Source organism: Maribacter sp. C-4077 (assembly GCF_055378385.1).
The window spans coordinates 3,506,298-3,529,561 of sequence record NZ_AP038807.1 but is presented as its reverse complement, the minus strand read 5'-3'; the positions used below and the strand labels follow the sequence as shown (position 1 = coordinate 3,529,561).

The 23,264-nt window shown below is 42.2% G+C and carries 31 protein-coding genes; 3 read left to right on the top strand and 28 right to left on the bottom strand.

Going from position 1 to position 23,264, the window contains the following annotated elements; all coding sequences use genetic code 11:
- From ACZ41C_RS15175 to ACZ41C_RS15165, 3 genes are all read left to right on the top strand, one after another.
- Entirely contained in the window at positions 1–1,194 is a 1,194-nt protein-coding gene (locus tag ACZ41C_RS15175; protein WP_464562618.1) for a phospholipase D-like domain-containing protein, read from the top strand.
- A 176-nt stretch (positions 1,195–1,370) separates the two neighbouring features.
- On the top strand, positions 1,371–1,823 hold the full coding sequence (locus ACZ41C_RS15170; RefSeq protein WP_275615865.1) for a pyridoxamine 5'-phosphate oxidase family protein: 453 nt from the start codon (positions 1,371–1,373) through the stop codon (positions 1,821–1,823).
- 199 nt (positions 1,824–2,022) lie between these two features.
- The gene (locus ACZ41C_RS15165; protein WP_275615866.1) at positions 2,023–2,529 is read left to right on the top strand and encodes a hypothetical protein; all 507 of its coding nucleotides are present in this window, start codon (positions 2,023–2,025) and stop codon (positions 2,527–2,529) included.
- 25 nt (positions 2,530–2,554) lie between these two features.
- Here ACZ41C_RS15165 and ACZ41C_RS15160 read toward each other — a convergent pair whose 3' ends face one another.
- The 28 genes from ACZ41C_RS15160 to ACZ41C_RS15025 all read right to left on the bottom strand — a co-directional run bounded on the left by ACZ41C_RS15160 (position 2,555) and on the right by ACZ41C_RS15025 (position 23,264).
- Positions 2,555–3,373: an NHL repeat-containing protein gene (locus ACZ41C_RS15160; protein WP_275615867.1), complete on the bottom strand. Its 819-nt coding sequence runs from the start codon at positions 3,371–3,373 to the stop codon at positions 2,555–2,557.
- On the bottom strand, positions 3,363–3,704 hold the full coding sequence (locus ACZ41C_RS15155) for a hypothetical protein (RefSeq protein ID WP_275615868.1): 342 nt from the start codon (positions 3,702–3,704) through the stop codon (positions 3,363–3,365). Before ACZ41C_RS15155 ends, ACZ41C_RS15160 begins: the two co-directional genes overlap by 11 nt.
- 5 nt (positions 3,705–3,709) lie before the next feature.
- On the bottom strand, positions 3,710–4,195 hold the full coding sequence (locus tag ACZ41C_RS15150; RefSeq protein ID WP_275615869.1) for a heavy-metal-associated domain-containing protein: 486 nt from the start codon (positions 4,193–4,195) through the stop codon (positions 3,710–3,712).
- A gap of 25 nt (positions 4,196–4,220) precedes the next feature.
- The gene (locus tag ACZ41C_RS15145; protein ID WP_275615870.1) at positions 4,221–5,090 is read right to left on the bottom strand and encodes a hypothetical protein; all 870 of its coding nucleotides are present in this window, start codon (positions 5,088–5,090) and stop codon (positions 4,221–4,223) included.
- Positions 5,091–5,107: 17 nt separating this feature from the next.
- Positions 5,108–5,377 carry a thioredoxin family protein gene (locus tag ACZ41C_RS15140; protein ID WP_275615871.1) on the bottom strand — a complete coding sequence of 90 codons (270 nt, stop codon included), beginning with the start codon at positions 5,375–5,377 and terminating at the stop codon, positions 5,108–5,110.
- 155 nt (positions 5,378–5,532) lie between these two features.
- The gene (locus ACZ41C_RS15135) at positions 5,533–5,895 is read right to left on the bottom strand and encodes a metal-sensitive transcriptional regulator (RefSeq protein WP_275615872.1); all 363 of its coding nucleotides are present in this window, start codon (positions 5,893–5,895) and stop codon (positions 5,533–5,535) included.
- Between the two features lie 66 nt (positions 5,896–5,961).
- Positions 5,962–6,177 carry a GDCCVxC domain-containing (seleno)protein gene (locus ACZ41C_RS15130; protein ID WP_464562615.1) on the bottom strand — a complete coding sequence of 72 codons (216 nt, stop codon included), beginning with the start codon at positions 6,175–6,177 and terminating at the stop codon, positions 5,962–5,964.
- A 1-nt stretch (position 6,178) separates the two neighbouring features.
- Positions 6,179–6,802, bottom strand: coding sequence for a class I SAM-dependent methyltransferase (locus ACZ41C_RS15125; RefSeq protein WP_275615874.1), 624 nt, complete (start codon positions 6,800–6,802; stop codon positions 6,179–6,181).
- 16 nt (positions 6,803–6,818) lie between these two features.
- Positions 6,819–8,165, bottom strand: a complete 1,347-nt coding sequence (locus ACZ41C_RS15120; protein WP_464562613.1) for a dihydrolipoyl dehydrogenase family protein — start codon at positions 8,163–8,165, stop codon at positions 6,819–6,821.
- On the bottom strand, positions 8,166–8,789 hold the full coding sequence (gene merTP / locus ACZ41C_RS15115; protein WP_275615876.1) for a mercuric transport protein MerTP: 624 nt from the start codon (positions 8,787–8,789) through the stop codon (positions 8,166–8,168).
- Between the two features lies 1 nt (position 8,790).
- Positions 8,791–9,162 (bottom strand): ArsR/SmtB family transcription factor, encoded by a 372-nt coding sequence (locus tag ACZ41C_RS15110; RefSeq protein WP_275615877.1) that lies wholly within the window; start codon positions 9,160–9,162, stop codon positions 8,791–8,793.
- Between the two features lie 146 nt (positions 9,163–9,308).
- Entirely contained in the window at positions 9,309–10,523 is a 1,215-nt protein-coding gene (locus tag ACZ41C_RS15105; protein WP_464562610.1) for a hypothetical protein, read from the bottom strand.
- A complete protein-coding gene (locus tag ACZ41C_RS15100) occupies positions 10,513–10,833 on the bottom strand; it encodes a QcrA and Rieske domain-containing protein (protein WP_464562608.1) in 321 nt (106 codons plus the stop codon). The genes ACZ41C_RS15105 and ACZ41C_RS15100 overlap by 11 nt, the downstream gene beginning before the upstream one ends.
- A 120-nt stretch (positions 10,834–10,953) precedes the next feature.
- On the bottom strand, positions 10,954–12,153 hold the full coding sequence (locus ACZ41C_RS15095; RefSeq protein ID WP_275615881.1) for a di-heme oxidoredictase family protein: 1,200 nt from the start codon (positions 12,151–12,153) through the stop codon (positions 10,954–10,956).
- Between the two features lie 365 nt (positions 12,154–12,518).
- Positions 12,519–13,361, bottom strand: coding sequence for a universal stress protein (locus ACZ41C_RS15090; protein WP_275615882.1), 843 nt, complete (start codon positions 13,359–13,361; stop codon positions 12,519–12,521).
- Between the two features lie 805 nt (positions 13,362–14,166).
- A complete protein-coding gene (locus tag ACZ41C_RS15085) occupies positions 14,167–15,003 on the bottom strand; it encodes a sodium:calcium antiporter (RefSeq protein ID WP_464562606.1) in 837 nt (278 codons plus the stop codon).
- Positions 15,004–15,056: 53 nt separating this feature from the next.
- Positions 15,057–15,530 carry a signal peptidase II gene (locus ACZ41C_RS15080; protein ID WP_414459858.1) on the bottom strand — a complete coding sequence of 158 codons (474 nt, stop codon included), beginning with the start codon at positions 15,528–15,530 and terminating at the stop codon, positions 15,057–15,059.
- Between the two features lie 198 nt (positions 15,531–15,728).
- Positions 15,729–16,529, bottom strand: coding sequence for a cation efflux transmembrane domain-containing protein (locus ACZ41C_RS15075; RefSeq protein WP_414459857.1), 801 nt, complete (start codon positions 16,527–16,529; stop codon positions 15,729–15,731).
- A gap of 43 nt (positions 16,530–16,572) precedes the next feature.
- Positions 16,573–16,782 (bottom strand): hypothetical protein, encoded by a 210-nt coding sequence (locus ACZ41C_RS15070; protein ID WP_109649868.1) that lies wholly within the window; start codon positions 16,780–16,782, stop codon positions 16,573–16,575.
- A gap of 18 nt (positions 16,783–16,800) precedes the next feature.
- The gene (locus tag ACZ41C_RS15065; protein WP_256621137.1) at positions 16,801–16,929 is read right to left on the bottom strand and encodes a hypothetical protein; all 129 of its coding nucleotides are present in this window, start codon (positions 16,927–16,929) and stop codon (positions 16,801–16,803) included.
- A 124-nt stretch (positions 16,930–17,053) separates the two neighbouring features.
- Complete coding sequence (locus ACZ41C_RS15060; protein WP_414459855.1) at positions 17,054–17,488, bottom strand: Fur family transcriptional regulator; 435 nt, start codon at positions 17,486–17,488, stop codon at positions 17,054–17,056.
- Between the two features lie 38 nt (positions 17,489–17,526).
- Complete coding sequence (locus tag ACZ41C_RS15055) at positions 17,527–19,515, bottom strand: heavy metal translocating P-type ATPase (protein ID WP_414459854.1); 1,989 nt, start codon at positions 19,513–19,515, stop codon at positions 17,527–17,529.
- A 26-nt stretch (positions 19,516–19,541) separates the two neighbouring features.
- Positions 19,542–19,898 (bottom strand): SpoIIAA family protein, encoded by a 357-nt coding sequence (locus tag ACZ41C_RS15050; protein ID WP_414459853.1) that lies wholly within the window; start codon positions 19,896–19,898, stop codon positions 19,542–19,544.
- Between the two features lie 92 nt (positions 19,899–19,990).
- Positions 19,991–20,761, bottom strand: a complete 771-nt coding sequence (locus tag ACZ41C_RS15045) for an AlbA family DNA-binding domain-containing protein (RefSeq protein ID WP_464562603.1) — start codon at positions 20,759–20,761, stop codon at positions 19,991–19,993.
- A 14-nt stretch (positions 20,762–20,775) separates the two neighbouring features.
- Positions 20,776–21,126: a SpoIIAA family protein gene (locus ACZ41C_RS15040; RefSeq protein WP_414459851.1), complete on the bottom strand. Its 351-nt coding sequence runs from the start codon at positions 21,124–21,126 to the stop codon at positions 20,776–20,778.
- A gap of 33 nt (positions 21,127–21,159) precedes the next feature.
- Positions 21,160–21,582 carry a Fur family transcriptional regulator gene (locus ACZ41C_RS15035; protein ID WP_414459961.1) on the bottom strand — a complete coding sequence of 141 codons (423 nt, stop codon included), beginning with the start codon at positions 21,580–21,582 and terminating at the stop codon, positions 21,160–21,162.
- A gap of 11 nt (positions 21,583–21,593) precedes the next feature.
- Positions 21,594–21,932: a P-II family nitrogen regulator gene (locus tag ACZ41C_RS15030; RefSeq protein WP_464562601.1), complete on the bottom strand. Its 339-nt coding sequence runs from the start codon at positions 21,930–21,932 to the stop codon at positions 21,594–21,596.
- A 114-nt stretch (positions 21,933–22,046) separates the two neighbouring features.
- The gene (locus ACZ41C_RS15025) at positions 22,047–23,264 is read right to left on the bottom strand and encodes an efflux RND transporter periplasmic adaptor subunit (RefSeq protein WP_414459850.1); all 1,218 of its coding nucleotides are present in this window, start codon (positions 23,262–23,264) and stop codon (positions 22,047–22,049) included.

Below are 23,264 nucleotides of genomic sequence, written 5' to 3'. Positions count from 1 at the left end.
ATGGACCATAAATATGCAGTTGGAAAACACAGTAAAACAGCATTTCAAAATGCCACAGACAATTCAAAATATGTTGAGTTGGTCCATTCGGGAGAAGACTATTTTTTGCGGTTGGAAAAGTTAATCGATAAGGCGGAAAAGGAAATCCATTTACAAACCTATATTTTTGAAAACGATGACACGGGAAACCGCATATCCTCCTGTTTGAAGGAAGCCGCTCAACGAAAGGTAAAAATATATGTCTTATTGGATGCCTTTGGTAGTGCGGCATTACCCGATAGTTTTGTACAGGATTTGGTGCAGCATGGTATCTCCCTTCGATTTTTCTCTCCCCTTTTTTCCTATAATAATTTCTATTTAGGTAGGCGAATGCACCATAAAATTGCGGTCGCCGATGAAAAAATGGCACTGATAGGAGGTATCAATATTGCCGATAAATACCATGGAACCCAAGATGAAGAGCCTTGGCTAGATTACGCCGTTCAGTTGAACTGCCCGGCAGCTAAGAATCTGCAAATATTATGTAGCGATTATTTTTATAAAAGGGGAAGCTCAAAAAAAATACCACCCGTGTTACATTCGGCCGGTAGCGCACTCGTGGGAATTTTACAAAACGACTGGCTACAGCAAAAAACGGAAGTCTGTGATGCCTACACGAACGCCTTCATTCATGCTAAAAAGGAAATAGTTATCATAGGCTCGTATTTTTTGCCTGGAAGCAGATTGGCAAAGGCATTGAAAAAGGCCTGTAAAAGAGGAATAAAAACAACGGTAATCTTAGCGGGCATTAGCGATGTGCCTTTGGTAAGTAGGGCTACCGAACATTTGTACTCCTCTTTTCTAGACCACCATATGAGAATCTATGAGTGGAACAAATCCGTAGTACACGGTAAAGCTGCGGTGGTTGACAACAAATGGTCTACCGTAGGCTCATTTAACTTGAACAGTCTTAGTTGCTATGGCAGTATTGAAATGAACGTAGAAGTTCACTCCGGAGAATTTGCCGAAAACCTTCGGGCCGACTTTGAAATGGTTATAAGCCAGTGTAGCGAAATTACAAAGGGAACTCTCAGACAAAGAGCCGATATACTCAATAAGTTGGGTAATTGGATTTCGTATCAAATGGTACGTTCAACCATGCTTTTTCTAACCTTTCTACCGCATTTAAGGTTTTTGAAAAATTATAGGTTATAATATGTTGGCAAGTGGTTAAATGGTTTGGCTTGTTTATCTGTCTATACGGCCAAGGCGATAAATCATGAGGCACAACAACTTAAAAAAGGAAATATATAATCGATGATAGAATACAAGCAGAAACCACACTTTGAAAAACACATATAAGCCATCAGTAATATTCAAAAACAATAGCAATGACAGATTTAACAACTAGTGCGATTGAGCGTGTCCTCAGAAACAATTACCTCGGCCACTTGGCCTATCTATGGCAAGGGAAGCCTTATTTGATTCCCATCACCTATTATTTTGATCCTGCCGACAATACGATCATTAGCTATACCTCGGATGGCCATAAAATCAATGCAATGCGAAATAACAACTCGGTTACCGTACAGGTAGAAGAAATACAATCGATGTTCAATTGGGAATCGGCCATGGTGCACGGCACATTCGAAGAACTTGAGGGCAACATTGCCAAACAAAAGTTACACCTTTTTACAGAAGGCGTGAAGAGCATTATCCGTAGAAAAGAACGGAGAGAGGTTGAGTTTATCAATGAATTTTCGAGCAAATTATACGAAAGGGGAAATCCGATTGTCTATCAGATCAAAATACTTGAGATTTCAGGAAAACGACGGGAAACGTAAAAGCAACATCGCTAATCGGATAGACTTTTTTGGCCTTAACAACCCAACAGGTCTAAATTCCAATGCAAGAATCTTATTTGTATTTTGAAATTATTTAGTGAATGGCCATTTAAAACAACTTGGAACCTATCTAACTATAGTTCTTTAAAATAGATGTACTTAATGTTAGGATAAGATGTAACTTTATGTCAATCAAGTAATGCCAAAACAAACAATTTACATATTATCACTTTCCTTGTTGGTTATGTGGTCTTGCAAAAAAGACGACCAAAGTTCACAACAAGTCAACCTTTTGTTTACCGAAAATAATTTAGCAGGAGATTGGAAAAGAATTGCAGAATTTAGAGGACAACCCAATGATTCATTGGGCATATTGGAGCCCTTGGAAGATTTGTTTGCCCAATTCGAAAATTGCCGAAAAGATGACATTATCAGATATGTTAAGGGCGACGAGCAAGAAGATAACCGCTATTTCTGGGGAATCGGGGCAATTGCCTGTCATAGCCAGATATCAAAAACTTTCACTGAAATTGGCACTTGGTCTCTCGAAGAATCAGGAAAACTGAGCCATGTTAATTTTAATACAAGTGAATACCATATTGTAATTCAATTAAATGCCCAACAATTACTTGTCAGAACTGAATCGGATAAAAACGAAAATGGCGAGACTACGTTCGAATTTACGGAGTATGAACGCATAAGATAGCTTTTATAATAATATCCAATTGATATTACTTGCCATAATGGGATATAGAATTGTCCTTGAAATTGGCGATGAAAAGCCTTCCCTTGTCAAAGTGAATATCTGTTGGATAGAAAATGCCTTCCTTTAATATTTGCAGCAACTTTCCTTGATAATCAAAAATTAATATCCGGCTATTTTCTTGGTCGGTGATGGCTAATTCATTAGTGCTCAAAGCAATGCCGGAGGCCACATTCATTTTTTCATTTAAGCCGATAGTCTTGATGTGGTTTCCATCAAAATCAAAGACCTGAACCCGATGGTTGTACGCATCGGCCACGAATACCTTACCATCCTTTAGTTTTACATCTATTGGATAATACAATTGGCCCTCATTATGGCCTTGCTTTCCAATAGTATAGCTATAATTTGGTGTCTGAACGATGATACGATGGTTATAGAAATCGGCTACCAGAATGGTATCCCCATATACAGAAACACCCGCCGGGGCCTGTGGTCGTTTGTTGATTTTCAACGGACTGGTTTTACCTTTTTTATATTGCCAGATGGTGTCGGTCAAGAATTCGGGTATGTAAAGTGTTTCCTTATCCATATGGATGTTCATCGGCCGTTGTATCCCCGTGATGGAATCCAACACCTTTCCATTCAGGTCGATTTTATACAAGCGGAAATAATCCGGATCTGAAAACCAAATGGCCTCCTCGTCCTTGGCCAAAGCCAAGGGGCGGGCTTCTTTGGGAAGTATAATTTTCCGTTCGAACTGCCATTGTTCTTTCGTTCTTTCACAACCAGATGTGAGAAGAACCAAAGCAAAAACCGAAAAAATGAATAACTTTCTAAAGTTCATACCAGTAGTTTAAAATCATAAGAGCAAGAATCAGCAAGGTAAATGTCCAGAGAAACCAAGTGTTGATAATGCGTTTCCTTTTGTCGTTTTGGCAGGTTTCCTCTCCACTGCATTTTCTTGAATTTTGAAAATTCCTTAAATGGGCGAACCCAAGGGCACCGGCCGAAAAGATGGTCAGAGAGGGTTGGGCAGGATGTACCCATTCAAAAGTTGAGCCCAAGAAACCAAATCCCGCGCCGACCGATAGCAGAGCAGGCAAAAAACAGCATATCAAGGGAAGAAGGACGGCAACCAAGCTGCTTCCCAATACCATTTTGGAAATAGTCTTCATAAAACCTATTCGATTTTGGTTAGTACGATGGACCATTGGCCAGAGAGGTTATCATCTTCCTCATCCTGTACCGTTCCGCTTATGGTTGCTGTTCCAACGGTTAATTTTTGTAACAACGCCTTAGGAGTATCCTGCGATACCGAAAATCGTTCATTAGCGGTCTCAATGTACCATTGGCCATCTTCTTTCGTTGCGTTTCCAATTAGGGTCACTTCAGCTTTTTTTGCCGAAAAACCGTTCTTTTTTACCTCTTCCTGAATGCTACGTAATTTAAGTCCGTTCTCGGCAGCCAATCCCATATATGCCTTTCCGTCATTGAGGCTGACACGCACTTCCTGAAGCCCATCCATCTTTTTCAGTCCCCGCTCTAGGCCATAGGCGCAAGGGGCGCAATCCATTCCATAAACTTCTTGGTCAACTTTGGTAATTTGCCCCGATGCTGTGCCAATTCCGAATAGACCTATCATCATAATTCTAAATATATTTCTCATTCTATACATTTTTAAAATTCTTGCTTTATAACCAATAGCTTAAGTTTATGGCCAATCGATACCTTTCTTTCACTGCCCCAAGTGTCAAGTCCTGTACGACCGGAAACATCGCACCGAACGATATTCCCCAAGCACCATACAGTCCAAGAAAAGAGGGCCCGACCAGTATTTTTGTACTGCGCGAATCTGTAAAGTCCATTTGCCCCTCAAATTTATTGTCGCCGGGGAATTCGGCCAGCGATTCGATAAAGATGCGCCAATCGGGCTTTGGGTAATCCCCCATAAATATATTGGGGCGATACCCCACTACCGCACTGGCGTAGGGCAGGTCGCCCAATTGTTCGCCACCTTTCTTAAAATAATATTGATAACCACCCCCAATCCATCCATACCATGTGCGCGAGGCATAGCCCGTTGAAATGGCCGCATGTACCGAGTTGCCCACGTTGACCTGTCCCCTGACATCATCGGTTGGTGCAGAAACACCCACGATGGCCGTGGACTCAAAACGCTTTCCCACCCCAAAAGCATTCGAGAAAAAACGGTACCAAAGAGAAGCCTCAATATCACCGTTGGCGGGCATATTGCTATTGCCCCTTGTCCTTGGTGCATCACCCAACCGTTCTATCATCGTGGGGGTGGTCAGGTTGATCTGCAGGTCTTCCGTAATGCCATAGGAAAACAGATAGCGGAGCATATAAGACGTTTCATCTTCCGTGCTCAAACTCATACTTGCCACGTTCAAATCTACACCACCTTTGGCCAAAGTCGGTGTCTGCAAACCATATAAAGGGCCGTGACCCTGGGCCATCGCCATTCCTGTTACGGCCAATAGCAATATCAATAGTAGATAGCTAATGTTCAGCGATATTTTCGGGAATATTTTGCGAATCATACTTAACCGTTTTTTAATTATGATTGTCCAATTCCTGCTTCCATCAATCTTTCCTTGGTAATGGCCGAGTCCTTACAGCAGTCCAGCAATTTGCCGTTCACTATCACAGCGGGAACTTTCTTTATGCCGTATTCATCCAACTTATCAAGACAAATCTTGTCTTCACACTGCTGGACCAAATCATAGGTCGTTACCTCACATTTATCACAAGCCAATTCCCTGATCATTTTGACCACCGGGTCGCAGACTGGACAATTGGCCGTAAAAACTTCTACTTGACGTTTCATTCTTTCAATTTTAATTATTCATAAATCGTTTCATTGTTAGTAAATCATAACAACAGTTTAAAGGTAGAATGGTGGGTGGGGTGGTCTCCAAATAAAATTTCAAAAAAAATGACCCACGTTTCGTGGGCCATAAATGCTATGCTAATTGGAAGGATTCAACCATTTTTGTATGCTTCAAGCTTGGCCTTGAGCACATCGATTTCCTTCATCTTTTCAGTTAGGTTGTCCAATTCCAAATCTGGAAACTGTTTTCTTATAAATTCGATACGGTCTTCATTGCCACAATTTCCGGGGCAGGCCTTGACAGTTTCGGATATTTTTATGGCCAAAGCTTTTCGATAAACTTCGTCCAGTAACAGAAAATGGGCTTTATCCAATCCTTTCTGTGCTGCCTTGAACTGTATTAAAATCTTCTCTGGGTCTGTATCTTCATCGAGCATTTTAATGAGGCCACCAATTTGCCCATTGATACTTTGCAACCTCGTTTTTATGTCCTTGCTTAAATCTCGTGGTATCATCGATTTTAAAATTTTGGCAATATATAATTGTACTGGGGGTGCTCTACAAATTTATCCTGAAATTATTCAACAACAACCAGAGCCTTCTTGTATTGGTGGGCAGGCTACCGTACCATAGGAACAAAATACACAACAATCCCCCTCTTTCGGCTTTAACAGGGCTTTGCAATTATTGCATTCGTAGAAAAATTGGCAGGCCGTTATGGGCATTTCTTCCTCTTTTTTAAAACTGCACTTAGGGCAGGTAATGGTTGAATTTAAAAGGATTCTCTCGTAGTTCATATTATTTTTTCTGAAACAGGTTATAAATAAAATTTTGCTCTGTTTTAAAAGGGGTTTTATGAATTTTTTCAAAGGATTCCAATAGGGTGAAATCTACTTTAAACAATTCCTTTAGTTTTTCAGGAGAATATTGGGTAATCTCCAATCCACTACATCTTTTTGGCCCGGTGGTCGAAAAAGTTGCCAGTATAAAATACGCTCCCGTCTTAAGGGAACGACCCAGTATGTCAATATACTTTAAGATATCTTCTTCCCGTGTGAAGAAATGAAAAGTAGCCCGGTCGTGCCATAACTCAAAGTCTTGGGTCGGTTCAAAATTCAATATGTCCGAATTTATCCACTGCACCTTTGCGGCTGACTTGCCTAATTTTGATTTGGTACGCTGAAGTGCATTTTCTGAAATATCAAGAATGGACAGGTTGTTATAGCCATTTTCCAACAAATGACTTATAAGGTTTGAGTTCCCCCCGCCAATATCAATAATTGAACTATCTTTGGGTAAGTCAAGGGAAGCTATAATATCCAATGAAGTCGAGGGTTTCCCTTCAAACCAACTTACTTCTTCATCACTTTTTCCGGTATAAACCTCTTCCCAGTGCTTTTTAGTGTATTCATCACTTTTCATAAATTTTGATAGTTTGTTAAAGCATATAGGGAATATCCGAGGATAATGTTGGATAAGAAAAAATCATCGTCCTTAAATCGTTGATTCTCATCTTGGTCTTTATCGCTATTGCGAACAAATTAATGGTTTCCTCGGCGTTGGGACCAATTAAATGTGCTCCCAGTATCGTATGATATTCTTTATCGACAATAGTCTTAAAGGCATATTCCTTAACATTCAACCGCTCTGCGTTGAACCAATTGCCCACCTCGTTATAATTGACCTGATATTCGATTTTTTGTGATTTGGCCTCTGCCTCGGTCAGACCTACGGCTGCTAATGTTGGCAAAGTGAAAACCACGGAGGGCATCGGTGGATAGCTCACTTTTTTCGTGTTCCCCTTGATGATATTCGAAGCTACAATATGTCCTTCCATAACGGCTACAGGTGTCAGGGGCAGTCCTTTTGAATCTGTCGCATCTCCGGCCGCATAAACATTTGGGTTCGATGCGCTTTGAAGATATTCGTTGACGGCAACCCCTTCTTTTGAAAAGAATATTCCGGACTTGTCCAGCTCCAAATCAAAAATTGCAGGCTGGCGACCGGCCGAATTGAAAACGGTTTCCGTTCTAAATGTCATTTCTTTACCGTCGGTAGTTCCTGTAACTGTATAGTGGTTATCTCTCTTTTCGATTTTAGAAACTTCGGTCGCTAGAACCAGTTTTATTCCCAATTCCTTCGTGGCATTTATCAAGTGTACTACAATATCCTGTTCAAAGTTTTCCAAAGGTCGTTTGCCCCTATGTACAATAGTTACATCGGCACCACAACGGGCGGCGATATGTGCAAATTCAAAGGCGATGTAACCTCCGCCAATAAAGAGCAGGGATTGGGGCAGCTCCTTTAGATTGAGGAAATCGGTACTCGAAAGTGCCAAGTACCCACCTTCAAAATCCAGTACCCTTGGTTTTGCGCCCGTTGCAATCACAATCTTGTCGGCTTCGATAGTATCTGTTCCCAACTGTAGGGTATTTTTGGACAGAAATTTTGCCGAAGAATGATAGGTGTCTATATCATTATGCCTGTTTCCTTTTTCTATTTTGGGCGGCATTTCGTCAACAAAGGTCTGCTTGAAAGCCATTATATCCCGCCAATTGACAACGGGAACCGTATCGATACCCTTTCCTTTTAGGCGCATAGCAGAATCCCTTACTTCGGTCGCACCGATGATTACCTTTTTGGGGTCGCAACCTCTTAGCGCACAGGTTCCACCATATGGCAATTCATCCGTAATGCCTACCTTAAGGCCTTTGGAAGCACATTTATTTGCAACGGTCATCCCTGCCATCCCAGAACCGATAACAAAGACATCGTACTTTTTCATCTACTCGTTTTCTTTATTTTCACCATCGATTACTTTATAACCTGTGCTGTTAATGGCCTTTCGGATTGCGACAAAATCGGTTTTGGTTTTATCATATTCCACTACGGTATTCGCACCTTCGTAACTTGCCTTGACCGATAATATGCCACCCAGTTTGTTGACCTCGCTCTCTACGTGGGCTTCACACCCTGCGCAGGTCATTCCCTCAACATTAAAAGTGTGCTTTACAATATTGGATTGCGAGACATAGACAATGTCCTTACTGGGCTGTGCATAAAACATATTGGAGTAATATGGAAATGCCAGCATCAATCCCGCGAAAACTGTAACTATTAAAAGAAAGCTTTGGGATTGCCAAAAGGAGGGTTTTGCATCATCCTCACAGGCACAGTCAATTTCCTCCTGTGTTTTTGGTCGTAGTTTCTGGTACCAGGCAAAGACCAAAACGAGTATAGTGATGCCGATAAGATAAGGCCGAAATGGTTCCACCCAAGAAAACGTGGATGCGATTCCACTGGTTCCGGCAATCAATGCCAAAACTGGGGTTATACAACATATTGATGCCGCTATGGCCGTCAATATTCCTGCATAGGCGACCTTGTTCGAGGTTTTTCCTGTTTCCATTTTATGCTACCTTTTTGTTTTTCTGAATTTTGGTAAATACATTGTCCAATACTTCGTTATGATTCTGGACCAATGAATAATACAAGATTTGCCCTTCACGTCTCGAAGTAATCAATCCCACATCCTTCATTTTACGGATATGCTGGGAAATCGCAGGGACACTCATTTCAAGTATATCGGCAAAATCGCAGGGACAAAGCTCGCCTTCCTCATTTAACAGGAATAGTATCCTTAATCGCGTTTCGTTACCGGCCAAGGCTAGCACTTTGCTGATTTCGACAATCGCCTCTGAGTTTGTTCCCAAGGTTTCGCGACAACGCATTAGCTGCTTTTGGTCGGCCTCGGCGCGCGTACAACTTAATTCAAGTGCCATAGTACTGTTTTTGACAAAGATATATTAATATAATTATTTAAGCAAATACTTAAATAATATTATCCATCGATGCTCTTTTAAAATCACACCTTACTTAAGTACATTCTACCCGATATGAAATCAAAGCAGCTATGTAGAATATTTTATTAAAAATAGGTGCTGAATCCAAAATACCATGTAGCCGTTCTTGAGGCTGGATTGTTAAGAATATCCTGTTGCCATTGGTATCTGTAGTTGATCCTTAGAACGGTCTGTGGCGTGGGCCTAAAGCTTAGTGCCGGTGTTATAGCGAACAGGTCATCCCCAATATTCGTATTGGTTTGGGCAAACTTGCCCATGTTGTAGTCCACATAATCCGTTCTGAGCGACAGGTTGAGTACGGCATCTTCCCAGTCCAATACTTCGGTCTTTAGTACCGGTTGAACAATATCCACAAAAAAACCAACCTGCCGATTGCCAAACTGCTGGGTAAAAGTGTCCGAAACATCAACCCATATATAGGCCATTTCACCAATAAACCTTGTTCCCGTTTTTTTTATGGCAGTATTTAAATCCAGCGCAAGAACATCTGCCCTTCTTGATTTTGTATCAACCTGAAGCCCATCAACTTCTTTCCTGTTGTATGCCCCGCCCATATAGGAAATGCCCAATTCCCCTAATTTTCTGTGCTTGATGGCGAACTTTCCATTGAGGAGAGCATTGCCGCTAAAATTCTCCTCGAAACGCGAGGAATTCTCCTTGACTGCGGCCAAAAATGTCCTTTCTTCCTCATTATCTATAATGCTTGTATCAAAGCCATTGGTGAGGTATGCTTCATATCCCAAGGTCCAAGCTCCCTTATATGCCTTTCCATATATACCAAATCCGGCATTGGAGAAAGTGGCGGGCAACAAATTGGTGCTGACATCTGGCCGTTCGACAAACTCCCATTTTGGACCGTCGTGGTTTTGGTTAAAGGATCCTATTGGATTCAGTACGATACCTCCCCTAAGATTCAACAAGGGGTGCAAGGAAATGTCCATTGAGGCGAATTCAATGGCAATTTCCTCTGTCCCGTTTTCAAATTCCAATTCGGTCAAAAACTTAATGCGCTTTGAAATAGAAGCCGAGACAAAAAGGGTCAATCTTCGGGCCTGAAAAGAAAGCCCCTCCGACAATCCGTCCTCAACACTGTAAATTGAGTTCGCCTCTAGATAACCACCCAGATTGACTGGAAATTTATCGAAAGTCAAAAACGGACGGTCATAAACCGCATCCATATTCATCGATTCCTGAATACTGTCCCTGTCGCTAGTTTGCGAGCTTAGGGTTGAAACGCAAATGTTCATTAAAGCAAGGGCTGCATATATTTTATGAGACATGCACATAAATATTTTCATTATCGGCGGTTGTTTCAAATGATTTTAGGTTTTCTTCGGCCGGCCCTTCTAAAACCCTGCCTGAACGGTCGAACTCACTGCCATGACATGGACAATTGAATATGCCGCCGCCAATGTTGAGTTCACAGCCCCTGTGGGTACATTGCATCAAACTGGCCAGATAAACATTGTTTTGTGTTTTGAAAATTCCGATGGGGTATCGCATGGAATCGCCCTGGATGACCACGAAATCTCGTTCAATCTGCTTTCCCCCTTTCACCTGCTGAAACTCACCCTTTGAAACTCGTAGCACTCCTCCTTCTTCAACAAAGGATGCATAATACAGGCCTGCGCAACTACTGAGTAAAGCGGAGGAAGCTGGCAGGACTGCAATCAGATATCCAAATTGTTTAATAAAATCTTTTCTATGCACCTATAGGGAATTAATGAATTTTATCAGTTGTGATTTTTCTTTTGGGGTCAGGGACACATACCGGGCTTTTGAATTATCGGCCTCGCCGCCGTGCAATTCAATAGCCTCTTCAATGCTCGAAGCCCTTCCATCATGTAACAGGAACATTTGCCCCCCTTGGGAATTGGCCGATAAACCGATTCCCCACAGCGGTGGGGTTCTCCATTCCGAAGTCTCGACAATTCCTTCGGTGAATCCATCATCCAATTCAGGCCCCATGTCATGTAACAACAAATCCGAGTAGGGATGAAATTCCTTAAAGGATAACGATTCAATTGGGGAAAATCCTGTGGTCAACTTGGGGGTGTGACAGACAGCACATTGTACCGATTCAAAGAGTTCTTTTCCAGCAATGACATCGGGGTCTGCTTGATTTCTGGGAATTGGTGCTTTTAAGGTTTTAAGGTAGAAAACGACATCGTTCAAGGTCTGGGTGCTTATTTCAGGATCCTCTTCAAGTCCACTGAACGGGTCTATAGGGTCATAAAGGGATGTAATTCCTATGTCCTGGTTATATGCGCTGACGCTTTGGTGCAACAAATCATAACTACCCGCTTTCTTTCCAAACCTGAAGATATAATTGTTTCCCTGGGGAACACTATTATTCCGAATCTTGGTGAATTCAGGAGGAATATTGTAGTGAGGCCTTCCACTAATACCGTCTTGATTTGCATCAGAAGGGTCTGCGAGAGCCAAAATATCCGTGTCAGGGACAGCATCCAACAAACCCAATCCCGTCACTGCCGGAGCGACCAAAATGGAAAATGGGAAGCCGTCTGGCACGGTCTCCGGTTCAAAACCCGGTATGGCTTTATTTTGAATTTGATTCCTGCCATCACCAAAGGATAACATCGAGGGTAAGTTCAAGTCATTGTTACCGAACCTGATAAGTTGATTGAAAGGATGACCCTTTCCATCCCCTGAATGGCAACTTGCACAGCTGGTGCCAACAAACAAGGGACCAAGGCCTTTTTCAACGGTAAAAACATCATCGTTAAAGGCAATATCCCCGGCTAAAAAACGCTGTTGCTCACTAACGGACAATCCATCCAACGGCCCATCCAATAACTCAAACTCCATAGGTTCTTCGGGGCCGAAATTTTCACAGCCAAGTAGAGCGATTAAGGACAGGCCAATGTAAAATTGAATGATTTTAGGCATTACTATATTTATATTTTTGCAAATATAAATATATTTTTAGTTTAGTCTAAATTTATTTATAGTAATTTGCCAAGAAGGAAGTGTTTACATCTTAAAAGGGTTGTTGATTTAATTATGCAAATCCTGTGCTATCGGATATTGATAGTTGGCTAGAATAAAATACTATATTTCGATACTTACTATTCCTAAGTCCATTTCATCTTCTGCAACCGCACCGCATTCAATATCGCTAACAACACCACACCAACATCCGCAAAAACGGCTTCCCACATCGTAGCCAATCCACCTGCGCCAAGAATAAGCACGATAATTTCGCATAGTAAGCTATACCTAATATTTACTAGAGCAGCACATAGGTAGAAAGGCTACTTAACTATCAGCAATGGGGCCTTAGAGGCATACAACATTTTTTTTCTTAGCCCCTTTTTGAAAAGTGCCTCAAAAAATCCGTGTTCCCTATAAAGCAAAACCAATAGGTCAATTGGGGTTTCAGTCAAAAATTCATCGATACCCTCTTCGGTTTTGTCTTCCTGAATAACTGTAAAAGACCATTGCCTAGGTACAAGAAGTTTGCCAAATCTTTCACGAATAAATGCTTTCTCCAGCACCCTTTCCTGTTTGTCCGCTATATGTGCAAAGTGCAACTGTGCATTATAGTTTTCCAATAATCTGGACAACATTTCAAAATCTATTTTATTATCCATACTATCCGTATCCACTGCGACCCCGATACGCTTATATGCAGTATAGCTGGCATCTTCAGGTACGGCCAGTACCGGACAAGGTGCCTTTTGTGTCACCTTTTCGGTAACGGTTCCAATAAAAATTTCATCAAATCCCGAAGACGCACCCTTGGTACCCATAACGACAAGACTGGTATTCATTTCCTTAGCCAGGCCAGAAATCATATCGACCGTTGCCCCGAAACCGACCATTGCTTGAAATTTCAACTTGTCCAATTCAGGAAAGCCCCTTAGAAACTTATCCAATTTTTCTTTATTGATTTTCTCTTGTGATGCTGTGGTATCTGTTACATTGTGTGCCATAGTTGCCATGCCGATGGGCGTACCTGATGGATCTACCACTGAATAGGCGTGGACAAAAACCAGTTTTGATTTCAATTCTTGTGCTAGCCCTATTGCGTAGCTCACCGCATTTTTTGAAACCTGTGTGTAATCTACAGGTATTAAAATACCGTTATCTTTCATATCATTTTGTTGTTATTGATTTGACTCCATTAATCTTTCTTTTTAGGTTTAATTATTCAATTGAAAAGCAGGAAAAAACCATATAGAATTGAATCTAGAAAGGCAATTGTCAGCACCGCAAGGAACATTGCCACAAATACCAACAGGCAATACCCTTTCTCCTTTCTGGTTTTCACTTTCCTGTTTATTGAATTACCCTTTTTTTCCTCTATTCTCCGCTTTCTCCTTTCCCGTGACATAATATACTGTGCTTTATTTAAATCAACGCACCAATGCTATCCCCTAAGGTCATAAAACCATTCTTCTGCACCTTTGATTCCCTCCGTAATGGGCCTTCTCACGAGAATACCCATTCTCCTTTACCAATTCTTGCGCAATTTTGAGGGCCTTCTTCCGAACTGACGGCTGTAGGCCATCAAGATTTGTTTTGAAATCTTCAAATGTCCAGTCCATATTCTATACTTTTTTTAGAGCTTTCGCCCTTCCATTTCTGCTTTTACAATGCCGCGTTCAAGGGCTTCCTCCTTGGAACATAGGTTTGTTCAATAGTATTCTTCAGCATACTTTACGGCCAATTTGCGGATGTTTTCATTCAGCATATTGAGCCTCATCGAGCAATCTTTAAAAGTTTATTTTTCATCTATCAAAAAAGTTTCAACACGTAAAAAACCATGACCAGTAAATAGGCGATATACGTAGCGTCAAACACAATAATCTGCCACTTTGCGAAACCGTGTAGTCCCTTGCTTTGATGCACAAACAATGTGTAAAGCAGCGGCATAAGCCCGACAAAGGCCAGGTTGACCTAGAACAGTTCAAAGTCCTCAATGGGGGTGGTTACCAAAGCCAGCGGAAAAAATGCCACCGTCATCGTTACGGCATTGTCTGCAATAACACTGGTGGTGCCCGCTGTCACCTCGCCCCCTTTTACCACGCTCCAGGTCTTGAATATTTCCGGTGCGGTGGTCATTAGGCCCGTGATGAAAAGGCCTCCCACGATTTCAGAAATATTTAGGGCAGAAACAATATTTTCGGTCGCCTTCACTATGAAAAAAGCGCCAACTGCTATCGCAAAGGCCCCGGCAATCGATAACCAGACCTGTTTTTTGTTCCATTCTACTTTTTTGCCCTTTTCCTTGCCTTTTATGATTGCGTGGGTCAAAAAGGCAGCATAAGCGACCAGCATAATCCACCCGTCTACAGGTTGCAGGCCACGCCAGGGCTTGGGCAGAGTTAAAATGGCCACAAGGGCGATAATGCCCAGATAAGGAAGGGACAGTACGGAAACCGAACGTTTGTTCAACGCCAGAATGTCTTTATCAAGATGTTCTTGATGTTCCTTGTTGTTCTTGAACTGTTTCCTTGAAGCAAAATAAGCTATGGTCACCATCAAGGGAATGGAAATAATATTGGAACCCAACAAATTTCCCAAGCCAATATCGGAAACGTCCCGTGCCGCACTGGTTATATTGATGGCAACTTCAGGACTGGCCGTTAAAAGGGCAAGAAAAGCGGCTCCAGCGGATGCGGTAAGCCCCCATTGCTTGCGGAGCAACTTTAAAGGAGTCAACAATCGATCCGCACCCCAGTGTGCTGCCCAGGCCGCTAGGCCCAATATTACTACCCAAAGCCAGACATTCATCGTATATCGTTGTTTAAAATTGTTCTGTTAGCATTCGTATATTCAAATGTTTATTATTCGAGTTTTTTTGTCTTGTGATGTTTTTTATGAAAAACCAGGAGTAAAAGAACTCCCGTACTGATCCAAACATCCGCTGTATTGAATACAGGGTCGAAAAACGTAAAATGATCCCCGCCCCAAAATGGCAACCATTCCGGAAGCCTGGTGTCTATAATCGGAAAGAACCACATATCGACCACATTACCGTTTAAAAATCCCGAATAACCACCGCCCGACGGGAATATTTCCGCAATATTTTGAAGTGCCGGGTCACTTTTTTCAAAAATCATCCCGTAGAAAGCTCCATCAATCAAATTGCCTAGCGCACCTGCGTATATAAATGCTGCACTGATTAAAAAAAACTTGGCATATCCCTTCTTAATCATCTTATTGATATAAAAGGTTCCCCATATGATCGCTGCCAACCGGAATAAAATTAAAACAACTTTGGCCAGATAACCATCGCCAAACTTGAATCCCCAGGCCATCCCGGAGTTTTCCAAAAATGTAACCGAAACCAATCCTGGCCAAACACATAATATTCCTCTCCATAATAAAAATTAGTCTTAACATATATTTTTATTGTGTGGTCTATGGCCAACAATAGTAAAATCAGCAGGATTATAGTTCTTTTCTCCATAATTGGTTTGTTGCCATTTGATACTATTTGATATTGTACATTCAAATTATTTGGACAATTTTAAAATTCTAATGGCCCCCCGCATCACAAAGGCAAACACAACACCGCCAATGACCAAATCGGGCCATTTACTGTCCAAAAAATAAACCAACACACCTGCCAGTATTACCCCGCCGTTCACAATAATGTCGTTTGAGGTAAAGATGGCACTTGCCTGCATATGCGCCTCCTTACTCTTGGCTTTGTTTATGAGCCATAGGGAAACGAGGTTGCCGATAAGGGCAAAAATGGAAACGATGATCATCCATTGGAACAAAGGGGTTTCGCTACTACTCAAAAACCTTCTCACGACTTCCGAAAATCCCAGCAGGGCCAACGCCATCTGAAAATAGCCACTGAATTTCGCCACTTTCTTTTTTCTGGAAATAGCGCCGCCTACGGCAAAAAGGCTCAATGCATATACAATGGAATCGGCCAGCATATCCAGTGAATCGGCAATTAGACCCATCGAGGAAGAAATCCAACCCGTGGTCATTTCGATAACAAAAAAACCAAAATTGATGTACAAGACCCACCAGAGTATCTTCTTTTGTTTTGTCTCGTCTTCGGCAATAGGTGTTTCCGCCTTTTCTGTTCCCAAGAGTTTTTCTCCCAACTTTAATGCCCCCAATGCCACATTTATTTCTTGGGCATTCCCTTGATGGTACACATCCAACTTTCTATTTGGAATGTCAAAGTCCAGATATTTGATCTGAGGATTTGACTCCAGTTTCATCCTTATCATCTGCTCTTCGGAAGGGCAATCCATTTGACTTACCTTAAAAGTGGTTTTGTTTATGGTGGACATTTGATTTATCTGTATTAAATTCTACGTTTGGTCTTTTAAATCTTTACTTTTTATGGGATTCCATATATTTTTCCAAAATCGATTTTAAGCTCTCCAAATAATCAGTGAACAATTTAATGGTCGGTTTTGCTTCATCATCTACGGGAATAGTTATGGGGTTCTCATCCAAATACCGATAGAGTTCGGGATATTCTTGTTCTATCCTTACTGTTAATTCGTTGATTTCTTGGGTTAGCTTTTGAATTTTCTTCATCTTCGTTTCTTTATAATTTTATATATGCAACGCCCTGTCTTCGGTAGCGGCCAAGCAGGCTTCCTTAAAGGTTTCTGAAAATGTGGGGTGTCCGTGGGACATCCGTGCAATATCTTCTGCCGCTGCCCTGAATTCCATTATCGCCAAAACACGAACCAATAATTGTTATATCATATTTTTCTATAGTTGTATTTTTTTGGTTAAATAAGGTGGAAGAACCTTGGACTTGACTCTTGGGCACAAGGGTTCAAAGTTCTGGAACTCCCACCTGTTATTTTTCCTTACATTTCACACATATCCCTTTTAATACCAAGTTGACATCGTTTATTTTATAATCATCTGGTAAACTTTCTTCGGATATCTTATTTGGCAAACAGATTGTTTTCTTACATTCGGTACAATGAAAGTGCAGATGTAAATCTGAACCGTAATCACCTTTTGCATTTTCATCAGAAATTGCAAATTTTGCCACTCCTGTTCCATCATTTATCTGATGAATAAGTCCTTTATCCTCAAAAATCTTAAGGTTGCGATAAAAGGTCGTTCTGTTTGCTGTCTTATTGGTTTCGCTCTTTTCAGCAAAGACCTTTTTCAAGTCGGAAAAGGACACGGCACTTTGCTTCCTTCTCAGATACCTGTATATCTTGGACCTCATTTGAGTAGGGCGAATACCGTAATTTGACAATATTTTTTCCGTTTTGTTCATTTTTAACCTTGATTCAAAGGCAATCTCCTTTATTGAATTTATTTTTTGTAGGCGAGCAAACGCAGTGCATTGACCACCACTACCAACGTAGAGCCCTCGTGAATGGCCACGGCTATCCCTATACTTGCCCAACTCATAATTGTCGCAGGAATTAAAAGGGCAACAACCCCCAAGCTAACCCATAAGTTTTGCTTGATTATCGCCTTCGCTTTTCTGCTCAAACCGATGGCAAAAGGCAAGGTTTCCAGTTTGTCTGCCATTAGTGCTATATCTGCGGTTTCTAAAGCCACGTCGCTTCCCGCCGCACCCATTGCAATACCAACGGTACTGTTTGCCATAGCAGGGGCATCATTGACCCCATCACCTATCATTGCCAGTTTATTTTCCTGTTCCGCAAGTTTTTTGATGGCCTCCACTTTTTCTTCGGGAAGCAGGCTTCCGCGTGCTTCGGTCAAACCGATTTCCTCGGCTACGGCATCTGCCACTTTCTGGTTGTCGCCCGTAAGCATTATCATTTTCTTGATGCCTATTTCCTTTAGTTGGGCAAGGGTTTCCTTGGCTTTTTCCCGTGGCGTGTCCATCAGCCCCAGCATCCCTATAAATTCATTGCCCCTTTTTATTAGCATCGTGGTCTTTCCTTCCCCTTCAAGCGCTCTTACCTTTTCTGATACATCGTCGGGTACGCCCTTATCAATGTCCTCGAAGAGTTCCAGGTTACCAATGTAAATGGAATTCCCTTGATAGTTTGCCTTTATGCCCTTGCCCTGTACGGCCTCCAAATCATCGGCATCCGGAATCTTTGTGTCCTTTCCGAGCTGTTCCATTCCGTCCCGTACAACTGCCTTTGCCAGGGGGTGGTCGCTCAGTTCCTCAACCGCAATAGCAATTTCCAACAGTTCCTTTTTATCTATGCTGCCAAAGCTTTCGACGTCGGTCAGCTTTGGTTTTCCTTCGGTAAGCGTTCCTGTCTTATCAAAGGCCAATGCGGTAAGTACCCCTAAATCTTCCAATGGGCGACCACCTTTTATCAAAACCCCGCCACGTGCAGCCCTTGCCACACCACTCAATACAGCAGATGGCGTAGAAATGGCGAGCGCGCACGGACTTGCAGCTACCAATACCGCCAAGGAACGGTATAGGCTTTCGCTGCAGGGTTCATCGATGACCAAAAAAGCAAAATTCAGTGCAACGACCAGTATAATGACCGCTGGCACATAGTACCGCTCAAACTTGTCGGTCAACAACTGGGTGGGCGATTTCTGGTCTTGAGCCTCCTGAACCATTGTAACCAAGCGGTTGAGGGTAGAATCTTTTGCCTCTTTGATTACCTTTATTTCAAGGGTATTGTTACCATTGATAGTTCCTGAAAATACACGGTTCTCATTGGGAATATTGCTTTTTGAGGTATACTCTTTGTCCGGATTTTCTATTGGTGTTTTGTCCACCGGAACGCTTTCCCCGGTAATGGGTGCCTGGTCAACACTACTGTTACCTTTTACAATTACACCATCGGCAGATATTTTGCTATTGGGGCGCACCACGATGATGTCGCCCACCTGTAGTTCTTCAATACCCACTTCAACGGTATCGTCATCTTTCTTGAGAAGGGCTGTTTTTGGGGCGAGGTCGGTCAGTGCCGCAATGGACTTTTTTGCCTTGCCCATTGCATAGTTTTCCAATGCGTGACCCAGACTAAAAAGGAACAGCAACAAGGCTCCTTCTGCCCATTCGCCCAGATAGGCCGCCCCCGCAGCCGCGACCAGCATCAGGAAATCGATTTCAAATTCGCCCTTGGCCACTTTGCTTATAGCTTCCTTCAGGGTAAAATAACCGCCAAAAAAGTAGGCTGCGATATAGAGTCCAAAAGGAATATTTTCTGAAACCCCTGTAAATTTCTCCAATAGGAAACCTGTTATTAGTGTGACCCCACTTAAAATAGCAAAATAGAGTTCCGTGTTTTTGCCGAAGATGCCACCGTGGTCGTGATTGTGGCCATCGTCATTGCTATGTTCTTCCTTGTCATTCATATTATTAATCGTTTTGTTATCGTTAATTAAGATTTAATCCACTTTTGGGCTTGTGATTTCTCGGAAATATCAAAATACTTAACTTCCGAGCTAGTGAAAAATTCAGTTGCCTTAGCCACCCACTCCTGCCATTTTTTGTTGCCCACAAAGGCTATCTTGCCGTAATCTCCCAAGTGTGCCGAATCAATTTTTAGGTCTTCCCAAAACCCTTCAAGGGTATAACCTTCAAAATCTTCCATTTCAAAATAGAAATCCACTTTATGCCCTTTTTCTATGATGTTGTGGATAAGCGGATGCATCTTTTCCATATCCTTTTCTGTAAGTCTTCCACTGATTTTAGCGGCAATTAGGTGTTCCTGTTCCAAGTTTATTATCCGTACCATATTTGTATATTTTTTTAAATCAATCTAATTAAAACAATTGTGCAACGGAAGTGCAAATAATCCTTCCTGCATGGCCCAATAACCTCCCGTTTTTAGTTGTACTGTGCCTTTTCCTTACCTATATACACCAGGGCTTCGGGCAAATCGAGTTCGCGTGTGGCATTGCCCGTGCGTATATAAAACCGTGACCGTCCCTCAAGGGTCACATATACCGGCATTTGGGCTGGTAAAATCTCGATACAGCACACTTGCTTTAGACCAAACCCAAAAAATGCTACGTTCACTAGCGTACAAAGATGGGTTCCCAGGTTTAGGGCGATCAATTGCATCAAATACTGCTCAAAGCCATCGCTGTCCGGCTTTTTAAGCGTATCGAAATCCTGTTGCAGGCCCAGAATGGTTCCCCCGTCATCGACACCCATGAGCAACTTGCCCCCCTCGGTGTTCATAAACCCGGCAATGTTTTTTGATATGATAAACTCAAGTTGTTTGTTGACCTTGCCCTGCTGCACGTCCCATCGCAAACTTGACTTGAATTCCACCCGGCTGCTCTCTCCCTTGTTTATGAGTTCGAGAACGGTATGCCCATCCATCCGTTTCCTGTTCAGTTGAAAAATTTTTTTTCTGAAAAAGACCATCAAGGCAAGGCTGCTTCCCAATATTCCGAACAACAGGTTTTTAAGGACTTGGTCAACATCGGTAAAACCCCATACGGTTTCAAAAGCCTCGCCAAAATAGCTTGGCCAGTGACCGGAATCGCCCGACAGGTCAAAGAGAAAAAGGGATAGGCCCAAGGGTTGCAGTATAAAGACCCCAAAGGCAAAACCTGCCAAAAGCCATATCCCTATTTTACCTCTTTGCATCGATAGGGGTGTTATTATCGTTCGAGCCAGTTGTTGGCCATATCTCCATCTTCCGGCCCGAAAAATTTTATATGAGCCTCGCTAAACGGCAATAACGATTCGGTAAACCGTTCTTGCCATATTTTATCGCCTACCAAGGCTATTTTCTTAAACCGTGCCTCTTCGGAAAATGAAAAATCCAACCTCTCAACGCTACTTTTCCATACCCTTTTTTCGGGAAGGCCCATTTCCATATACCAAGCGGCCCGTTCATTTTCTTTTAAATGTTCGTTAAGAGCTTTGATCAGGGTTGCCCTATCATCGGTATCCAGCTCTTTATCTGCGATGGTATATATGATTCGGTCTTTTTTATAGATTGCTATCATCGTTGTATTCTTTTAATGTTCCGCGCCTGAAGGCTAATCCAAATTGTCACTGCATTTATTGCATATACCCTTTACGACCAGATTGATATCCTCTGCCATATATCCTTGGGGCAGATTGACCTGTGGAATTTTACGGTCGGTCAAACAAACTGTCTCGTTACACCGGGTGCAATGAAAATGCAGGTGCAGGTCGCTGCCCACCTCACATCCACAGTTTTCCTCACAGAGTGCATATTTCATAATCCCTGTACCGTCTGCTATCTGATGTACAATATTTTTTTCCTCAAATGTTTTCATCGTCCGGAAAAGGGTGCTCCTTTCCGATTTCTCGAAAAAATTCTCCAGCTCTCCCAAACTGATGGCTACCTCGCTTTCCAGCAGCTTTTTATAGGTTAACAGTCGCATCGGCGTGGGCCGTATTCCCTTGCTCTCCAGTTTTTTGACGATTTTTTCCATTTTAGACGCGGTTAAAGGTCGTACCGTTTTAAGGATTCCCCTGTTTTGATTTGAAAGGCATCCTCTATATCCGATAAATAGATGATACCGTCCCCTGGGTCCGGCGTTTTACCGTTTTCCGTAATAATATCGATTGCCGCTTGTGCCTCCTCATTTTGACATACCAGCTCCACTTTTACCACCGGGCTATCGGTTACGTGAAAATCGAGGGAAGGTTTCGCGCCTTTTGCCTTGAACGCCCCGGTACCCTCCGCTTGTGAAAGCGTCATACTTTTAAAACCATTGTCGCTAAGGGCTTCGATGACCCTTTGGATGCGGTTTGGTTTTACAAATGCTTTTATTTCTTTCATTATGATACTATTTAGATTTTTAATCGATTGTGAACCGGGCCTCTTTTCTGATTTTCAACTAACTAATTAAAACGATAAACAAACCCGGAATCAAAACCTTTACTTATTATCAAATTAATCGTTGTGTTCCAGCTCACCCTTTATTCTCTCTGATGACAACACATAAGCTCCGTTTATCACAACTTTAGCCTCTTTCGAAACTTCGGAAGGAAGATTGACTTCCACAAAGCCTAAATCCGTAATTCCAACTGTTACCGGTATCATTTTAAATTTCATTTTGTTCGTTTCCGTTTCTTCATTTTCATCCAAAATAAAAATAAAGGACTGTTCGCCTTCTTTGACAATGGCTTCCTCGGGTACTGCAAAGCCCGATTTCTCTCCCTGCACGATTCTTCCTTCTGCATACATTCCTGGTAAGAGGTCGCCATTTTTGTTATCGATATCTGCGTGAACGTGCAGGGCTTTCGGGTCTTCCTCAAAGGTTTTACCTATCGAGTGCACTTCTGCCGTTAACAGTTCATCCGGTTTTGAGGCAACGGTAAAATGGATTTTTTGACCTACCTGAACCTTGGGGATATCTTTTTCATACACTTTGAGATCCAAATGGAGTTCTGAATTATCGCTCACCGTAAACATTTTTGATTGGGGGGCCACATAATCCCCCAGGCTTATCATTACTTCATCCACAAAGCCGGATATAGGTGTCGATATGGGTATGGCCGAGTAGATTTGTCCTTCTTCCACCTTGGAAGGATCGATACCGAGCAAGCGCAATTTTGATTTTAGGCCGTTGACACTTGAGGTTGTGGAACGGAACTTTGACTGTGCCATCTGAAATTCCTTCCCGGAGGAAACGCCTTTGTCATACAGGGTCTGCTTTCGCTCAAAATCCTGTTTAAGGAAAACGAGTTCATCGTTTTTTTCCTGGTACTCCTGTTGCATACTGATAATATCGGGATGTTCCAAATAGGCCAACACCTCTCCTTTTCGCACTTCATCTCCTTCGATTACTTTGATGGAACGTACATTTCCGCCTACGAAAGGACTAATATTGGCCCTGTCCTGAGGATATAGCTCAAGCCTTCCGGTTACCTTGATATTGTTACCGAGGTTTCTTTTTTCCAAGGTTCTGGTCTCCAGACCAATGGTCTCTATTTGTTGCGTAGAAAGTACTACAACACCTTCCTCTTCGCCGTGTGCATCTTCCCCACCAGATTCGGTTTTTGATACACCTTCTGCTTCATTATGCCCAAGTTCAGATTTTGGGGCATCGTTACAACCCATAAACATAAGTGTAAATAATACGGTACTTATTAAGATTATATTCTTCAT

What these genes read in the sequence shown, in the direction of transcription:
- ACZ41C_RS15025 (WP_414459850.1), bottom strand. Translation starts at nt 23,264, where the DNA reads ATGAAGAATATAATCTTAATAAGTACCGTATTATTTACACTTATGTTT.
- ACZ41C_RS15080 (WP_414459858.1), bottom strand. Translation starts at nt 15,530, where the DNA reads ATGGCCTGGGGATTCAAGTTTGGCGATGGTTATCTGGCCAAAGTTGTT.
- ACZ41C_RS15110 (WP_275615877.1), bottom strand. Translation starts at nt 9,162, where the DNA reads ATGGCACTTGAATTAAGTTGTACGCGCGCCGAGGCCGACCAAAAGCAG.
- ACZ41C_RS15090 (WP_275615882.1), bottom strand. Translation starts at nt 13,361, where the DNA reads ATGAAAGATAACGGTATTTTAATACCTGTAGATTACACACAGGTTTCA.
- ACZ41C_RS15030 (WP_464562601.1), bottom strand. Translation starts at nt 21,932, where the DNA reads ATGAAAGAAATAAAAGCATTTGTAAAACCAAACCGCATCCAAAGGGTC.
- ACZ41C_RS15045 (WP_464562603.1), bottom strand. Translation starts at nt 20,761, where the DNA reads ATGCAAAGAGGTAAAATAGGGATATGGCTTTTGGCAGGTTTTGCCTTT.
- ACZ41C_RS15165 (WP_275615866.1), top strand. Translation starts at nt 2,023, where the DNA reads ATGCCAAAACAAACAATTTACATATTATCACTTTCCTTGTTGGTTATG.
- ACZ41C_RS15050 (WP_414459853.1), bottom strand. Translation starts at nt 19,898, where the DNA reads ATGGTACGGATAATAAACTTGGAACAGGAACACCTAATTGCCGCTAAA.
- ACZ41C_RS15055 (WP_414459854.1), bottom strand. Translation starts at nt 19,515, where the DNA reads ATGAATGACAAGGAAGAACATAGCAATGACGATGGCCACAATCACGAC.
- ACZ41C_RS15175 (WP_464562618.1), top strand. Translation starts at nt 1, where the DNA reads ATGGACCATAAATATGCAGTTGGAAAACACAGTAAAACAGCATTTCAA.
- ACZ41C_RS15105 (WP_464562610.1), bottom strand. Translation starts at nt 10,523, where the DNA reads ATGTCTCATAAAATATATGCAGCCCTTGCTTTAATGAACATTTGCGTT.
- ACZ41C_RS15075 (WP_414459857.1), bottom strand. Translation starts at nt 16,529, where the DNA reads ATGTCCACCATAAACAAAACCACTTTTAAGGTAAGTCAAATGGATTGC.
- ACZ41C_RS15135 (WP_275615872.1), bottom strand. Translation starts at nt 5,895, where the DNA reads ATGATACCACGAGATTTAAGCAAGGACATAAAAACGAGGTTGCAAAGT.
- ACZ41C_RS15150 (WP_275615869.1), bottom strand. Translation starts at nt 4,195, where the DNA reads ATGAGAAATATATTTAGAATTATGATGATAGGTCTATTCGGAATTGGC.
- ACZ41C_RS15040 (WP_414459851.1), bottom strand. Translation starts at nt 21,126, where the DNA reads ATGATAGCAATCTATAAAAAAGACCGAATCATATATACCATCGCAGAT.
- ACZ41C_RS15130 (WP_464562615.1), bottom strand. Translation starts at nt 6,177, where the DNA reads ATGAACTACGAGAGAATCCTTTTAAATTCAACCATTACCTGCCCTAAG.
- ACZ41C_RS15160 (WP_275615867.1), bottom strand. Translation starts at nt 3,373, where the DNA reads ATGAACTTTAGAAAGTTATTCATTTTTTCGGTTTTTGCTTTGGTTCTT.
- ACZ41C_RS15060 (WP_414459855.1), bottom strand. Translation starts at nt 17,488, where the DNA reads ATGAACAAAACGGAAAAAATATTGTCAAATTACGGTATTCGCCCTACT.
- ACZ41C_RS15145 (WP_275615870.1), bottom strand. Translation starts at nt 5,090, where the DNA reads ATGATTCGCAAAATATTCCCGAAAATATCGCTGAACATTAGCTATCTA.
- ACZ41C_RS15140 (WP_275615871.1), bottom strand. Translation starts at nt 5,377, where the DNA reads ATGAAACGTCAAGTAGAAGTTTTTACGGCCAATTGTCCAGTCTGCGAC.
- ACZ41C_RS15095 (WP_275615881.1), bottom strand. Translation starts at nt 12,153, where the DNA reads ATGCCTAAAATCATTCAATTTTACATTGGCCTGTCCTTAATCGCTCTA.
- ACZ41C_RS15125 (WP_275615874.1), bottom strand. Translation starts at nt 6,802, where the DNA reads ATGAAAAGTGATGAATACACTAAAAAGCACTGGGAAGAGGTTTATACC.
- ACZ41C_RS15035 (WP_414459961.1), bottom strand. Translation starts at nt 21,582, where the DNA reads ATGGAAAAAATCGTCAAAAAACTGGAGAGCAAGGGAATACGGCCCACG.
- ACZ41C_RS15085 (WP_464562606.1), bottom strand. Translation starts at nt 15,003, where the DNA reads ATGAATGTCTGGCTTTGGGTAGTAATATTGGGCCTAGCGGCCTGGGCA.
- ACZ41C_RS15120 (WP_464562613.1), bottom strand. Translation starts at nt 8,165, where the DNA reads ATGAAAAAGTACGATGTCTTTGTTATCGGTTCTGGGATGGCAGGGATG.
- ACZ41C_RS15170 (WP_275615865.1), top strand. Translation starts at nt 1,371, where the DNA reads ATGACAGATTTAACAACTAGTGCGATTGAGCGTGTCCTCAGAAACAAT.
- merTP (WP_275615876.1), bottom strand. Translation starts at nt 8,789, where the DNA reads ATGGAAACAGGAAAAACCTCGAACAAGGTCGCCTATGCAGGAATATTG.
- ACZ41C_RS15070 (WP_109649868.1), bottom strand. Translation starts at nt 16,782, where the DNA reads ATGAAGAAAATTCAAAAGCTAACCCAAGAAATCAACGAATTAACAGTA.
- ACZ41C_RS15155 (WP_275615868.1), bottom strand. Translation starts at nt 3,704, where the DNA reads ATGAAGACTATTTCCAAAATGGTATTGGGAAGCAGCTTGGTTGCCGTC.